The 15182-nt window shown below is 42.6% G+C and carries 12 protein-coding genes, 1 tRNA gene and 1 pseudogene; all 14 read left to right on the forward strand.

Annotated features, from left to right (window positions below):
- Nucleotides 1-50: 50 nt before the first annotated feature.
- The 14 genes and pseudogenes from ftsH (at nucleotide 51) to AC0L3Y_RS08400 (ending at nucleotide 15137) form a co-directional block, all read left to right on the forward strand.
- Nucleotides 51-2003 carry an ATP-dependent zinc metalloprotease FtsH gene (gene ftsH / locus AC0L3Y_RS08335; protein ID WP_473470422.1) on the forward strand — a complete coding sequence of 651 codons (1953 nt, stop codon included), beginning with the start codon at nucleotides 51-53 and terminating at the stop codon, nucleotides 2001-2003.
- Between the two features lie 32 nt (nucleotides 2004-2035).
- Entirely contained in the window at nucleotides 2036-2869 is an 834-nt protein-coding gene (folP, locus tag AC0L3Y_RS08340; RefSeq protein WP_473470423.1) for a dihydropteroate synthase, read from the forward strand.
- Entirely contained in the window at nucleotides 2869-4212 is a 1344-nt protein-coding gene (glmM, locus tag AC0L3Y_RS08345) for a phosphoglucosamine mutase (RefSeq protein ID WP_473470425.1), read from the forward strand. Before folP ends, glmM begins: the two co-directional genes overlap by 1 nt.
- Before the next feature lie 90 nt (nucleotides 4213-4302).
- Nucleotides 4303-5052 carry a triose-phosphate isomerase gene (gene tpiA / locus AC0L3Y_RS08350; protein ID WP_473470426.1) on the forward strand — a complete coding sequence of 250 codons (750 nt, stop codon included), beginning with the start codon at nucleotides 4303-4305 and terminating at the stop codon, nucleotides 5050-5052.
- A 3-nt stretch (nucleotides 5053-5055) separates the two neighbouring features.
- Nucleotides 5056-5406 carry a preprotein translocase subunit SecG gene (secG, locus tag AC0L3Y_RS08355; protein WP_473470427.1) on the forward strand — a complete coding sequence of 117 codons (351 nt, stop codon included), beginning with the start codon at nucleotides 5056-5058 and terminating at the stop codon, nucleotides 5404-5406.
- 28 nt (nucleotides 5407-5434) lie between these two features.
- Nucleotides 5435-5520 (forward strand) — tRNA-Leu (locus AC0L3Y_RS08360).
- 324 nt (nucleotides 5521-5844) lie between these two features.
- The gene (gene rimP, locus AC0L3Y_RS08365; RefSeq protein ID WP_473470428.1) at nucleotides 5845-6306 is read left to right on the forward strand and encodes a ribosome maturation factor RimP; all 462 of its coding nucleotides are present in this window, start codon (nucleotides 5845-5847) and stop codon (nucleotides 6304-6306) included.
- A 28-nt stretch (nucleotides 6307-6334) separates the two neighbouring features.
- Nucleotides 6335-7825 carry a transcription termination factor NusA gene (gene nusA / locus AC0L3Y_RS08370; protein WP_473470429.1) on the forward strand — a complete coding sequence of 497 codons (1491 nt, stop codon included), beginning with the start codon at nucleotides 6335-6337 and terminating at the stop codon, nucleotides 7823-7825.
- 26 nt (nucleotides 7826-7851) lie between these two features.
- Nucleotides 7852-10416 (forward strand): translation initiation factor IF-2, encoded by a 2565-nt coding sequence (gene infB, locus AC0L3Y_RS08375; protein ID WP_473470430.1) that lies wholly within the window; start codon nucleotides 7852-7854, stop codon nucleotides 10414-10416.
- Between the two features lie 12 nt (nucleotides 10417-10428).
- On the forward strand, nucleotides 10429-10818 hold the full coding sequence (gene rbfA, locus AC0L3Y_RS08380) for a 30S ribosome-binding factor RbfA (RefSeq protein WP_473470431.1): 390 nt from the start codon (nucleotides 10429-10431) through the stop codon (nucleotides 10816-10818).
- A gap of 9 nt (nucleotides 10819-10827) precedes the next feature.
- Entirely contained in the window at nucleotides 10828-11757 is a 930-nt protein-coding gene (truB, locus tag AC0L3Y_RS08385; RefSeq protein WP_473470432.1) for a tRNA pseudouridine(55) synthase TruB, read from the forward strand.
- Nucleotides 11758-11842: 85 nt separating this feature from the next.
- Complete coding sequence (rpsO, locus tag AC0L3Y_RS08390; RefSeq protein WP_012068748.1) at nucleotides 11843-12112, forward strand: 30S ribosomal protein S15; 270 nt, start codon at nucleotides 11843-11845, stop codon at nucleotides 12110-12112.
- 180 nt (nucleotides 12113-12292) lie between these two features.
- A pseudogene (gene pnp, locus AC0L3Y_RS08395) lies at nucleotides 12293-14400 on the forward strand (polyribonucleotide nucleotidyltransferase).
- Between the two features lie 146 nt (nucleotides 14401-14546).
- A complete protein-coding gene (locus AC0L3Y_RS08400) occupies nucleotides 14547-15137 on the forward strand; it encodes an LPP20 family lipoprotein (protein WP_473470433.1) in 591 nt (196 codons plus the stop codon).
- Nucleotides 15138-15182 lie beyond the last annotated feature (45 nt).

The following is a 15182-nucleotide window of genomic DNA, read 5'->3' on the forward strand; positions in this document are numbered from 1 at the left end:
TCTGGTACTATTACCAGATACATTAAATATAACCGTTTAGAGGTGTGCTCTTGAACGATATGCTGAAAAATATACTGTTGTGGTTAGTCATTGCTGCTGTACTACTAACAGTTTTTAATAATTTTAATACTACGCCTGATACAAATCGGATTACTTATTCTGAATTTGTAAAAGAAGTGCAAGATGGTCGTATAGCCAAAGTTATTGTTGATGGATATACCATCAGTGGTAGTCGCACGAGTGGTGATACTTTCGATACCGTGCGCCCAGCAGCGGCTGATCCAAAAATAATGGATGACTTGTTGAGTAATAATGTTGTTGTTGAAGGCCGTATGCCAGAACAAAAAAGCATTTGGACTCAATTGCTTGTGGCTAGTTTTCCTATACTTCTTATTCTTGCCATCTTCATGTTCTTCATGCGTCAGATGCAAGGCGGCGGTGGCGGCAAAGGCGGACCAATGTCTTTTGGTAAGTCTAAAGCGCGCTTGTTACCAGAAGATCAAATCAAAACGACTTTTGCGGATGTTGCGGGTTGTGACGAAGCAAAAGAAGACACAGAAGAGTTGGTAGACTTCTTACGTGAGCCAAGCAAGTTTCAGCGTCTAGGTGGTAAAATCCCTCGTGGTATTCTGATGAGCGGGCCTCCAGGAACAGGTAAAACCTTACTTGCTAAGGCGATTGCAGGCGAAGCAAAAGTGCCTTTCTTCACAATATCTGGTTCTGACTTTGTGGAAATGTTTGTTGGTGTTGGCGCGTCTCGTGTTCGTGATATGTTTGAACAAGCTAAGAAACATGCACCTTGCATCATCTTTATAGATGAGATTGATGCCGTTGGTCGAAATCGTGGTTCCGGTATGGGTGGCGGTAACGATGAGCGTGAGCAAACGCTTAACCAATTGTTGGTTGAGATGGATGGCTTTGAAGGTAACGAAGGTATTATCGTTATTGCAGCAACAAACCGTCCAGATGTATTAGATCCAGCTTTGCTTCGTCCAGGTCGTTTTGACCGTCAGGTTCAAGTGGGTTTGCCAGATATTCGTGGTCGTGAACAGATTCTTAAAGTGCATTTGCGCAAAGTGCCTTGTGATGATGATGTTGAGCCAAAAAACATTGCTCGTGGTACGCCGGGTTTCTCAGGGGCTGACTTAGCTAACCTGGTAAACGAAGCGGCTTTGTTTGCTGCGCGATCTAACCGTCGTTTAGTGAATATGGAACAACTTGAGTTAGCAAAAGATAAAATTCTCATGGGTGCTGAACGCAAAACCATGGTGATGAATGATAAAGAAAAGCTCAATACGGCTTACCATGAAGCGGGTCATACCATTGTTGGTTATTTGATGCCTGAGCATGATCCCGTTTATAAAGTATCTATCATTCCTCGTGGTCGTGCATTGGGCGTCACTATGTATTTGCCTGAAGAAGATAAATACAGTGTGAGTAAAACAGGGCTGGAAAGTCAGGTTTGTAGCCTTTATGGCGGACGTATTGCGGAAGAGATTGTGCATGGTTTCGACGGTGTATCGACGGGAGCATCTAATGATATTGAACGAGCTACCAGTATTGCCCGTAACATGGTTACGAAATGGGGTTTGTCTGAGAAGTTAGGGCCATTTGCCTACGAAGAAGATAATGATAGTGGTGGTTATATTGCCGGACCTACAGGTGGAAAAGCTAATTACTTCTCTCCAGAAACAGGAAAGATAATTGACGCTGAAGTTCAAGATATTATTAGTCGTTGTTACGCTAAAGCAACGGAAATATTGCATGAGAATCGCTCTAAACTGGAAGTGATGGCTGAGGCTTTGATGCAGTATGAAACGATTGATGCGAAACAGATTAAAGAGATAATGGATGGCAAGAAGCCTTCTGCGCCTGAAAGTTGGACTGATTCTGATTCGAATTCTTCAAAAGGTGATGGTGTAGAGCCATCAGCTGATGCGGATGCCGCTTTAGATGATAAGGATGACGCTTCTGATCAAGCTCCTAAGCCAGCGAGCGAATGATTTGTCTCATTAAATTTTGATATGGTTTTTTCATGTCGTTAATGCCTTTTGGGGACAAGTCGTTAGACTTGTCCCTTCCTCATATTATGGGGATACTAAATATCACTCCAGATTCATTTTCTGATGGCGGGGCTTTCAATTCATTGGATGCCGCTTTACGTCAAACGGAGAAAATGATTCATGAAGGAGCTAGTATTATTGATGTCGGTGGAGAGTCTACTCGCCCTGGTGCTGTCCCTGTTTCGGCTCAACAAGAGCTTGATCGAGTCCTGCCTGTCATTGAAACGATAAAAAAACACTTTGATATCATCGTCTCTGTTGATACCAGTACGGCTGACGTTATTCGTAATGCCGCAATATTAGGCGCTGGTTTGATTAATGATGTAAGGGCGCTCGAGAGAGAGGGGGCATTACAGGCCGCAGCAGAAACAGATTTACCTATTTGCTTGATGCATATGAAAGGTGGTCCGCAAACGATGCAGGATTCTCCAGAGTATGTTTCTGTTACGGATGATGTTACTGACTATTTGATGTCTAGAGTTGAGCGGTGTGAATTAGAAGGAATTGGGCGTCATCGCCTTATTTTGGATCCTGGTATTGGATTTGGCAAAACCTTGGCTCATAATCTGTCACTATTGAAGCATACGGAACATTTTAGGAAACTAGGTTTTGAGGTTCTTATGGGGCTGTCAAGAAAGACGATGATAGGTGATGTATTGAATCTGCCTGTTGACGAGCGCTTATATGGCACGATGGGAGCAAATGCTTCTGCTTATTCTAAAGGTGCTCGTATTTTTAGGGTTCATGATGTTAGGCCACATGTTGAAATGTTGGCATTAATGTCTCGTATTGAGAGAGAAGTTTAATGCGTAAATACTTTGGTACAGATGGTATTCGTGGAAGAGTTGGTACAGCACCTATTACACCTGAGTTCATGCTTAAGCTCGGGTGGGCCGCTGGGCAAGTTTTTAAAGAAAACGACAAAAAGATTTTAATTGGTAAAGACACGCGAATTTCTGGCTATATGTTTGAGTCAGCACTTGAAGCGGGTATTGTTGCTGCAGGTGCGGATGTGCGTTTGGTTGGTCCGATGCCTACACCGGCCATTGCTTATTTGACGCGAACTTTCCGTGCGAGTGCTGGTATCGTGATCAGTGCTTCTCATAACCCATATACAGATAATGGTATTAAATTCTTTTCAGCTGCGGGTGGAAAAATCTCAGACGAAATTGAAGAGCGTATCGAGTATTTTCTTGAACAACCCATGGTGGTTGTTGAATCTAATCTTATTGGTCGAGCTAAGCGAATTGACGATGCTGCAGGTCGGTATATTGAATATTGTAAAGGTACGTTTCCTATTGGTCTTCAGTTAAGTGGTTTGAAGATCGTTGTGGATTGCGCTGATGGTGCAACATATCACGTGGCGCCTCGCGTCTTCTCTGAATTGGGTGCGGAAGTTATTACAATTGGCGCCAATCCTGATGGGTTGAATATCAATGAATTTAGTGGCGCAACAAAGCCTGAACTTTTACGTAAAAATGTTTTGGCTGAAGAGGCTGACCTCGGAATTGCTTTAGATGGTGATGGGGACCGATTAATACTTATTGATCGTCACGGTGTGGTTCGTGATGGTGATGATATTCTTTATATTATCGCTAATCATCTGATGCGTACTGGCCGCTTTAGCGGTGGTGTTGTTGGCACCTTGATGAGTAACTTTGGTCTTGAATTGGCATTTTCTGAAACTGGTATTGGTTTTAGTCGTGCGGCTGTTGGTGACCGCTATGTTAATGAAAAATTAGAACATCATGGTTGGGTATTGGGTGGTGAGCCATCAGGTCATATTGTATGTAAATCTATTACTACAACAGGTGATGGTATTATCGCTGCACTTCAGGTGCTTAGAGCTATGATTGAAGAGGAAAAGAGTTTAGATGAGTTGCTTGTTGGTTTGGTTAAGTTTCCTCAAAAACTAAAAAATATTCGTGTGGCTAAGCGTTTTGTTCCTAATGAAGAGCCTGCGTTGCAAAAAGCCATTGCGGTAGCAAATGAGCGTTTAAATGGTTTAGGGAGGGTGCTACTTCGCGCCTCAGGAACCGAGCCTTTGATTCGTGTTATGGTTGAAGGGCGAGATGATGATACGGTTGATGAGTTGGTTGATTATTTAGTCGATGAGGTTAAAGCGGTTGTTGCGGCTAAAATGGCGTAATAAGCGTGTTTTAATGGTTGAATGTAATAAGTACTTGAAACAAAACTTGGCTTTCCATAGAATGGGCGCCTCGAATTTAGGGGTTAGAATATGATTCGTCAAAAAATAGTTGCTGGGAACTGGAAAATGAATGGCTCTAAAGAGTCTATTTCTTCACTGGTTAATGGTTTGCTTAAGATGAAGGGTTCTAACTCTGAAGTAGTAATAGCTCCTTCTTTTCCTTATTTATCACAAGTTTGTGATTTGACTGCTGATAGTAACCTTGTTTTAGCTGCTCAGGACATGAGTCATGAAGTGAAAGGTGCCTATACAGGGGAAGTGTCAGCCTCTATGTTGGGTGATTTTGGAGTCAAGTATGTATTGCTTGGGCATTCTGAACGACGCTCTATTTATGGCGAAACGGATGCTATTGTTGCTTCAAAAGTTAAAACAGCTTTAGAATTTGGATTGACGCCAATGTTATGTATTGGTGAAACATTGGAAGAGCGTCAATCAGATCAAACTCTTGTTGTGTGTGAACGACAGCTTCAAGCGGTTATCAATACAGTTGGTATCGAATCATTTGAAAAAATAGTTGTTGCTTATGAGCCAGTTTGGGCAATAGGTACCGGTTTATCAGCAAGTGCTGAACAAGCCCAAGAAGTGCATGAATCGATCAGAGCCTTTTTGGCTAAATCATCAGGAGCTGTTTCTCAAAAGGTTCAGATTTTGTATGGTGGAAGTGTTAAAGCATCAACCAGCTCGGCTTTGTTTCAAATGCCTGATGTAGATGGTGCTCTTGTTGGTGGTGCATCCCTTGATGCAGAAGAATTTATAGCAATAGTAAAGGCGGCAGGTTAATTAATGGAAACACTTATTTTGGTTGTGCATGTACTAGCGGCAGTATTAATTATTGCGTTGGTTTTATTGCAGCAAGGTAAAGGTGCTGATGCTGGTGCTTCTTTTGGTGGCGGCGCATCCCAGACTGTATTTGGTAGCCAGGGCGGTAGTAGTTTTTTTGGAAGAATGACCGCAGTTTTTGCGCTGGTATTCTTTCTGACTAGTTTTGGTTTAGCTTTCTTTGCTAGTGAGCAAGCGAAAGGTATTTCAGGTGTGCAGGACTTTGTTCCTTCAGCTCCTCAAGTTGATGGTTCTGTAGAGTTGCCAGAGTTGGGTGTTCAAAAGACAACATCGGATCTTCCTGTAACGGAATAAATCTTGTTGTTTTGATGGTTAGGTTTTTGCGGATGTGGCGGAATTGGTAGACGCGCCACCTTGAGGGGGTGGTGAGCTATGCTCGTGGGGGTTCGAGTCCCCCCATCCGCACCAATCTTGAATTGATGTTGTATTTTGTGTATGATGTCGCAATTGATGCAGAGCAATCTGGTTTGTCGAGTTTTGAGTTTCTTTTTAGAGGCTTTTCTCATGGTTTTCCTTTTTAGGTATCCGCACCAGTTTGTTCTTAGTATTAAGTGTCAGGATTGACAACCTTCTTGATTGAAGGATGCTCTCTCAATGTGAATTGAGTTGAGTACTGAGAACCCCTATATGGGGTTTTTTGTTATCTACACTGTTACTGTTTATAAATTGAAATGGGCCTTGAGCCCGTTTTTTGTTTCTGCGTTTTACAAAAATGATTTTCGGAGAAAACGATTGTCAGCAAAATATACGATTTTAGAAGAGCTCATTCGCCCAGTCGTTGAAGGCTTAGGGTTTGAGTTTTGGGGGATGGAGTATTTATCTTTAGGTAAAGATTCTGTGCTTCGCGTGTTTATTGAAACAGATGCTGAAAAAGGGATTGATGTAGAAGATTGCGCCCGAGTCAGTCGTCAAATTAGTTCAATTTTAGATGTAGAAGACCCAATCACAGGGGAATACAATCTAGAAGTCTCATCGCCGGGTTTAGATCGACCTTTATTCAGTTTAGTTCAATATCAGGCATATATCGGTTCTATTGTCACTTTACGTTTACGAGTGCCTTTCGATGGGCGTCGTAAATTTAAAGGGCAACTAATGGGGATTGAAAGCGAAGATATTATTATTCGCGTCGATCAAGAAGAATACTTATTGCCAATCGATCTGATTGATAAGGCAAATGTTGTTCCACAATTTTAAAAATTAACCTTGAAGAGAGGCTAAAAGGATGAGCAAAGAAATTCTTTTGGTAGTGGAAGCAGTTTCTAACGAAAAAGATGTTCCGAAACAAGTTATTTTCGAAGCTGTTGAAATTGCTTTAGCGAGTGCTGCCAAACGCCGTTTTGAAGAAGACGCATTAATTCGCGTTTCTATCGACCAGCGTACAGGCGACTACATAACCTACCGTCAGTGGAATATTGTCGCGGATGAAGATTACTCTTCTCCTGCTTCAGAATTAACAATAGATGATTCTGAAGAGCAGGATCTTGGTGTTGGTATCGGTGAGATTTACGAAGAAGAAGTTGAGTCTGAAGTCTTTGGCCGTATCGCTGCACAAACGGCAAAACAAGTAATCGTGCAAAAAGTACGTGAAGCTGAACGTGCTAAAATGGTAGCGCTTTACGCCGAAAAAGTCGGCAAACTTGTTCATGGACAAGTGAAGAAAGTGACACGTGATAGTTTGATTGTTGATCTTGGTGAGAATGCAGAAGCTTCCCTTCCTAAAGATCAGTTGATTTCTCGTGAAAGCTTCCGCATGAATGATCGAATTCGTGCTTTATTGCTTGAAATTCGTGAAGACAGCCGCGGTGCACAATTAATTCTTTCACGTAATGTGCCAGAGTTTATGATTGAGTTATTCCGTCTTGAAGTGCCTGAAATTTCGGAAGAAGTTATCGAGATTCGCAGCGCTGCACGTGATCCAGGTTTACGTGCGAAAATTGCAGTCAAAACAAACGACCGTCGTATTGACCCTATCGGTGCGTGCGTTGGTATGCGAGGTGCACGAGTTCAGGCTGTTTCTAATGAGATGAATGGTGAGCGTGTTGATATCGTGCTTTGGGATGATAATCCAGCACAATTAGTTATCAATGCTATGTCTCCAGCTGAAGTGGACTCTATCGTCATAGACGAAGACGCTCACTCTATGGATGTTGCTGTTAAGAGTGATAATTTGGCTCAGGCAATCGGCCGTAACGGACAAAATGTTCGTCTTGCTTCTACATTAACCGGTTGGTCGTTAAACGTTATGACTAGCGAAGATGCTGAGGCGAAGCAACAAGAAGAATCGCAAAAACTGATTGATGTTTTTGTTACTGGGTTAGATATAGATGATGATTTGGCCATTCAAATGGTTGATGAGGGATTCACTTCTTTAGAAGAAGTGGCTTATGTCCCAATGGAAGAAATGTTAGACATCGACGGATTTGATGAAGATTTAGTAAATGAGCTGCGTTCACGAGCAAAAGAAGCTTTGTTGAATCAAGCGCTTCAAGCTGAAGAGCAATTAGATGGTGCTAAACCTGCCGCCGATTTATTGGAAATGGAAGGAATGGATAATCATCTTGCTTTAGTGCTGGCGTCTATCGGCGTGATTACTATGGAAGATTTGGCTGAACAATCAGTCGATGAATTGCTCGAAGTTGAAGGTATGACTGAAGAGCGTGCTGCAAGTCTTATTTTGACTGCTCGCGCACCTTGGTTTGCTGAATCTGAATAAAATCTGAGTACATAAGGGGGAACTTAATGACAGTTCAAACCGTAAAGATACTATCCGAGTTGGTGAATACACCAGTCGATAAGCTACTAACTCAGATGAAAGACGCTGGCTTACCTCAAACGAGTGCAAGTCAAGAAGTCTCTGAAGTTGAAAAGCAAACCTTGTTGAATTTTTTGAAACGTCAACATGGTGAAGAAGGTGATAATAGCCAACGAATTACTCTACAGCGTAAGACAACAAGTACCTTGTCTCGCGGCGATGGCGGTAAAGCAGTTAATGTTGCTGTGAAGAAAAAGCGCACCTATGTAAAGCGTGATGACGCTGACGAAGAAGCTCAAAAACAAGAAGAATTGCAAGCTAAGCGTCTTGCAGAAGAGCAGGCAGCAGAAGAGGCTCGTTTAGAAGCTGAGCGTAAACTAGAACAGGAAAAAGCAGCGAAAGCGAAAGCGGAAGCTGAAGAAAAAGCGCGTCAAGAAGCGGTAGCTGCAAGCGCTGCGGTAGATGCTGGCGCGGTAAATGAAACGGAGCAGAAAGTTTCCGATATAGGAGCGGCAGAACCCGTGGAATCACCTAAGCAGCCAAAGGCAGCGAAGAAACCTCAGCCAGCGATGGAAAACAAAAAACCAGCTGCTGCACCAAAAGGTAAAAAAGGTCCAACTCGTCATGATAATGACAACAAGGATAAAGATAAGCCTCGTGGTCGTAGTCCTGAGAACAAACGCTCGTCTCGCGTTAATGTAAATGGCGATGATGAGTTTGCTCGTCGCGGTAAATTAGGTCGTAAGAATAAGAAACCTTCTAAACAAGAGCATGGTTTCCAAAAACCAACGGCTAAAATTGTTCATGAAGTCGCTTTGCCAGAAAGTATCACTGTTGCTGAACTTGCTGAGAAAATGACGGTGAAAGGCGCTGAAGTTATTAAAATCATGTTTAAAATGGGTGCAATGGCAACCATTAATCAAACAATTGATCGTGATACAGCAACGCTTGTTGTTGAGGAAATGGGTCATACAGTGACCTTAATCGACGAAAATGCTGTTGAAAATGACATGATCGAAGCGATTGATTACGAAGGTGAAGCAATTAAACGCGCACCTGTAGTTACTGTAATGGGTCACGTTGATCACGGTAAAACTTCATTACTTGATTACATTCGTACTACTCGCGTTGCCGCGGGTGAATCTGGTGGTATTACACAGCATATTGGTGCATATCATGTTGAAACACCACATGGCATGGTTAGCTTCTTGGATACACCTGGACACGCCGCGTTTACTTCTATGCGTGCTCGTGGTGCTAAAGCAACAGATATTGTTATTCTTGTTTGTGCTGCCGATGATGGTGTTATGCCTCAAACGATTGAAGCGATTCAGCATTCACGTGCCGCTGGCGTTCCAATGGTTGTTGCTATCACTAAAATCGATAAAGAAGGCGCAGATCTTGATCGTGTTAAAAATGAATTGGTTGCGCAGGAAGTTGTACCTGAAGAATGGGGCGGTGACGTTCAATTTGTTGGTGTTTCAGCGAAATCTGGTGAAGGTATTGAGGAGCTATTAGAAGCTGTCTTGTTACAGTCTGAAGTTCTTGAGTTGACTGCAGTACCAAGTGCACCAGCGAAGGGTGTGGTTGTTGAAGCCCGTCTCGATCGTGGACGTGGTTCTGTTTCAACATTACTTGTGCAAAACGGTACATTGAAGAAAGGTGATATTGTATTGGCCGGTCTTCAAATGGGGCGTGTACGAGCTTTATTAGACGAAAACGGTAAACCAATTAACTCTGCTGGTCCTTCTATTCCTGTTGAGATTCTTGGTCTTGATGGTACGCCTGATGCTGGTGAAGAATTCATCGTGGTTGCAGATGAACGTAAAGCGCGTGAAGTTGCTAACTTCCGTCAAGGTAAGTACCGAGAGGTACGTTTTGCTCGTCAGCATACAGCTAAATTGGAGAATTTGTTCTCTGAAATGGGCAAAGACGAAGTTCGTACTTTGAATGTGGTTTTGAAAGCCGACGTTCGTGGTTCTCTTGAAGCTTTGATCAAGTCATTAGTCGATTTGAATACAGATGAAGTACAAGTAAACGTTGTTTCTAGCGGCGTAGGTGGTATCACTGAAACGGATGCAACATTAGCTTTGGCTTCTGATGCGGTTATCTTTGGTTTCAACGTACGTGCGGATACATCGGCTAAACAATTCATCGAACGTGAAAGCATTGATCTTCGTTATTACAGCGTTATCTACAATATTATTGACGATGTTAAGCAAGCGCTTTCTGGTATGTTATCTCCAGATCTTCGTGAAGACATTCAAGGTACGGCTGAAGTTCGTGACGTATTCCGTTCACCGAAGTTTGGTTTGATTGCTGGTTGTATGGTTATTGAAGGTACGGTATATCGTAATAAACAGATCCGTGTACTACGTGATGACGTTGTTATTTACGAAGGTGAACTTGAGTCACTTCGCCGCTTTAAAGATGCGGTTAATGAAGTTGGTCGCGGTATGGAATGTGGTATCGGTGTGAAGAATTACAACGATGTCAAAGTTGGCGATAAAATCGAGGTTTTTGAAACCGTCGAAGTTGCGCGTACGCTTTAATAGGGCAAAATCATGGCAGGCGAATTTAGTCGTACTAGTCGGATTGGTGACCAGCTCCAAAAGGAGCTGGCGTCCTTGATCCAGTTTGAAGTAAAAGATCCTCGTTTAGGATTAGTTACGGTCAACGAAGTACGTGTAGCAAAAGATTTAGGGTATGCGGATATTTATTACACCGTACTCGGTAAAGACGATCAGCCTGAAGTGTTGGCTGAAAACCAAGCGGCACTAGATAGTGCTAAAGGTTTTTTACGTCGCCGTTTATCACAAGAAGTGAAGCTTCGAGTGATGCCTCATTTGCGTTTTCATTATGATCAAAGTGTGGTCAATGGTTCACGAATGTCGACTCTTATTGACGAAGCAATTCGTGTTGATGAGACGAAAAACGGTAACGAAAGCGAGTAATAGGTTCGTATGTCTAAGACAAAATGGCGTTCGGTGGATGGTATCGTTCTACTGAATAAGCCTATAGGTTTAAGCTCGAACCAAGCGTTACAGCGTGTGCGACGCCTTTATAGGGCGGCAAAAGCAGGACACACTGGAGCGCTTGATCCTTTGGCAACCGGTATGTTGCCATTGTGTTTGGGTGAGGCAACCAAGTTTTCGCAATTCCTTTTGGATGCAGATAAAAGATATATAACCTGTATACAATTAGGAAAAAGAACCACCACGGGTGACCGTGAAGGTGATGTATTAACCGATGAAGCAATTCCTACACTGACCGATGAAGAGCTCGAGTCAGTGTTAGATCGCTTCCGGGGTGAAATAGAGCAGATACCACCAATGTATTCTGCACTAAAACATGAAGGTAAGCCTTTGTATGAATATGCTCGTCAAGGAATAGTCATTGAAAGAAAGCGCCGTTGTGTCACTATTTCTAATTTAACGCTCGTTTCTAGAACAGATGATACGTTGACGTTAGATATCCAATGTACCAAAGGCACTTATATCAGAACCATAGGTGAAGATATTGGTGAAGCACTTGGTTGTGGGGCCCATTTGCATTCCTTGCATCGAGTTTCTACTGCAGGTTACTCTCCTGAAGGTATGTTGACACTGGAAGAGTTCGAACGCATTGCTGAACTAGGTGAAGCGGAGCTAGATACTTATTTAATGACAATGGATACTGCCGTTGAACATTTGAATAGAGTAGAATTGCTTCCTGAAGAAACAAGAGAAATGTTGTTTGGTCGAAGTGTGACTAATCTGACCTCATTTATTGATGGCAGCCTAGTTAGGCTCTACGATCAAGCCTCGCAACGTTTCTTGGGGTTGGGAGTGTTGAAAGGCACAATCATTAGACCTCATCGACTCGTAAATACAAGTGAGTTAACTAATATTTAATGTTAGACTAACTCACTTAGGATGACTGAAAATATGCTCGGCTATCCTTTATTCTTAATAGCATATTAATTTGGAGATATAGATTATGGCATTGTCTGCAGAATCAAAAGCAGCGTTGGTTAAAGAGTTTCAAGTAGCGGAAGGTGACACTGGTTCTCCTGAAGTTCAAGTAGCATTGTTGACTAAGAACATAGAAGGTCTTCAAGGTCACTTTAAAGCTCATATCCATGACCACCATTCTCGCCGCGGTCTAATTCGCATGGTAAACCAGCGTCGTAAGTTGTTGGATTATCTTAAGCGTAAAGATGCAGCTCGTTACACTAGTTTGATCAAAAAACTAGGTCTGCGTCGCTAAGACTGAGAAAGGGCCATAAATTATTATGGCCCTTTTTTTATTGGTCTCCCAAGGGACAGCCTGTACTTCATATGTGCTTTTCTCATTATTGATAGAAGAGATAAAAAGAGTTCATATGAGTACTGGCTTAAAAAGATGGTCTTTGGGAGAAAGCAATTTTTTTAATGAAAAGGAATACGTGTGAGTATTACAACTAAAACTTTCCAGTTTGGTAACGACACAGTTACCCTAGAAACAGGCCGTATCGCTCGTCAAGCGACAGGTGCTGTATTATGTACTATTGGTGATGCACAAGTGCTTGCTACTGTTGTTGGCGCTAAAACAGCACGTGCTGGCCAAGACTTTTTCCCACTTTCTGTTCATTATCAAGAGCGTGCTTACGCTGTTGGTAAAATTCCTGGTGGTTTCTTGAAGCGTGAAGGTCGTCCTTCTGAAAAAGAAACCCTGACTTCACGTCTAATTGACCGTCCTATTCGTCCATTGTTTCCTAAAGGTTACATGAACGAAGTTCAAGTTGTTTGTACTGTTATGTCGACAAACACTAACTTAGACGCTGATATTGCGGCTATGTTGGCAACATCTGCTGCATTGACTATTTCTGGTATTCCATTCAATGGTCCAATCGGTGCTGCACGAGTCGGTTTTAATGATGAGTCTGGTTACATTCTTAACCCTAGCTACTCTGACCTAGATAGTTCTTTATTGGACATGGTTGTAGCGGGAACTAAAGATGCTGTACTAATGGTTGAGTCTGAAGCTCAAGAGCTTACTGAAGACGAAATGTTGGGTGCAGTTCTTTATGCTCATAAAGAAATGCAAGTTGCCATCTCTGCGATCACTGAATTTGCCGCTGAATGTGCTAAACCTCGTTGGGAATGGGTTGCCGAAGAAGCAAATGCTACTTTGACAGAAGCTCTAGCGGCTGGTTATGCGGCGCAAATCGAAGAAGCTTATGGTATCAGTGAAAAAATGGCTCGCTACGCTAAATTAGGTGAAGTACGTGATGCTGCTGTTGCTGCTTTAGTTACTGAAGATGGTGATTTTTCTGAAGCCGATGTTACTGGTGCTTTTGCTAAACTTGAAAAACGTACTGTACGTCGTCGTGTTATCGACGGTCAGCCACGTATTGATGGTCGTGACAATAAAACTGTCCGTCCAATCAATGTAGAAGTGGGCTTGCTTAGCAAAACTCATGGTTCTGCTTTGTTCACTCGTGGTGAAACTCAAGCAATTGCAACTTGTACTCTAGGTACTAGCCGTGATGCGCAAATGTCTGATGGCCTTGCTGGCGAAAGTAAAGACAGCTTCATGTTGCATTACAACTTCCCTCCTTATTCTGTAGGTGAGTGTGGTCGCATGGGGGGGTTGGTCGTCGTGAAATTGGTCACGGTCGTTTAGCTCGTCGTGGTGTTCAAGCTGTATTACCTTCTGAAGATGAATTCCCATACACAATCCGTATCGTATCTGAGATCACTGAATCAAATGGTTCAAGTTCTATGGCGTCTGTTTGTGGCGCGTCTTTGTCTATGATGGATGCTGGTGTTCCTCTTAAAGCGCCTGTTGCTGGTATCGCAATGGGTCTTATCAAAGAAGACGACGGTTTTGCAGTATTGACTGATATCTTGGGTGACGAAGATCACCTAGGTGATATGGACTTTAAAGTGGCTGGTACTGAAGAAGGTATTACAGCGCTTCAAATGGACATTAAAATCGAAGGTATCAATGAAGAAATCATGGATATCGCTTTAAGCCAAGCAATGGATGCGCGTAAGCATATCTTGCGTGAAATGGCGGAAGTTATCGGTTACGCACGTCCTGAAGTTTCTCCAAATGCGCCTTCTATGGCGACGATCAAAATTGATCCTGAGAAAATCCGTGACGTTATTGGTAAAGGTGGTGCAACAATTCGTTCTATCACTGAACAAACAGGCGCTTCTATTGATCTTGACGACGACGGTACAGTTCGTATTTATGCGGCTGATAAAGCGTCCTCTGATGCTGCTTTGTTGAAAATTCATGAAATCACAGCCGAAGCAGAAATTGATAAGCTTTACAAAGGTAAAGTAGTTCGTCTTGCTGAGTTCGGTGCTTTCGTTAATATCTTGCCTGGTAAAGATGGTTTGGTTCACATTTCTCAGATTGCTGAAGAGCGTATCCGTGCTGTGACTGACTTCCTTTCTGAAGGTCAAGAAGTCATCGTTAAAGTTCTGGATGTCGATGCTCGTGGTCGTATCAAGCTTTCTATGAAAGATGTTACTGAAGAAGAAAAAGCATCTTACACTGAGTAATTTTTAGTGTGAGTAGGTTAAAAAGGGTGCTATTTATAGCGCCCTTTTTTTGTGTTTATAGGAATAAATAAACTAATATAGAGCTATATTGTGAAAACATCTTTAGATGTTGTACTACTGAGTCGCTGTTATTTAAGGAAAATAAAATGAAATTGAAACTTGTCAGTTTATTGGTATCAAGTGTTGTGTTGGTTGCATGTAGCAAAGATGTTGTAAATACACCTGTTGCCGCGATTCCTGATTGTGTTTTTGCGGATGGCTCAAATCAAGCCGCCCCTGATTGGGTTTGCGGTGCGCCTATTGATGGTGTTGCGTTGTCCGCTGTTGGTTACAGTGAAAAGTCAGCTGCAGGTCCAAACTATATGAAGCAAATGGCGGCAACGGCTGCTCGAGTTGAATTAGCTCAGGTGCTGAGTGTTGATCTGCAGAATATGGTTAAGCAATATGTGGAAACGACAGGCGCTGGTGATGCAGAAACCGTAGATCGAGTTAACAGTGTAGTAACCAAGCAAGTAACAGAACAAAAACTAATAGGCTCTAAAGTGGTTCGTCAAATGCCGACACCGTCTGGTGGTCTGGTGGTATTGGTTGGTTTAGACCCAGCTCAAGCAGAAGGTGTTGCGGAAAGCATTTTACGTACTTCTATGAGAAATGAAGCAGCTTTGTTCCAAAAGTTAGAGTCTGAAAAAAGCTTTGACGAACTAGCGGAAGAAATCGCTAAACGTTATTCGAATTAATCTATTGGTGATGAGTGACATTTAGGTTGCTCATCACCGAAGATT

This window comes from Marinomonas sp. GJ51-14 (assembly GCF_055808695.1).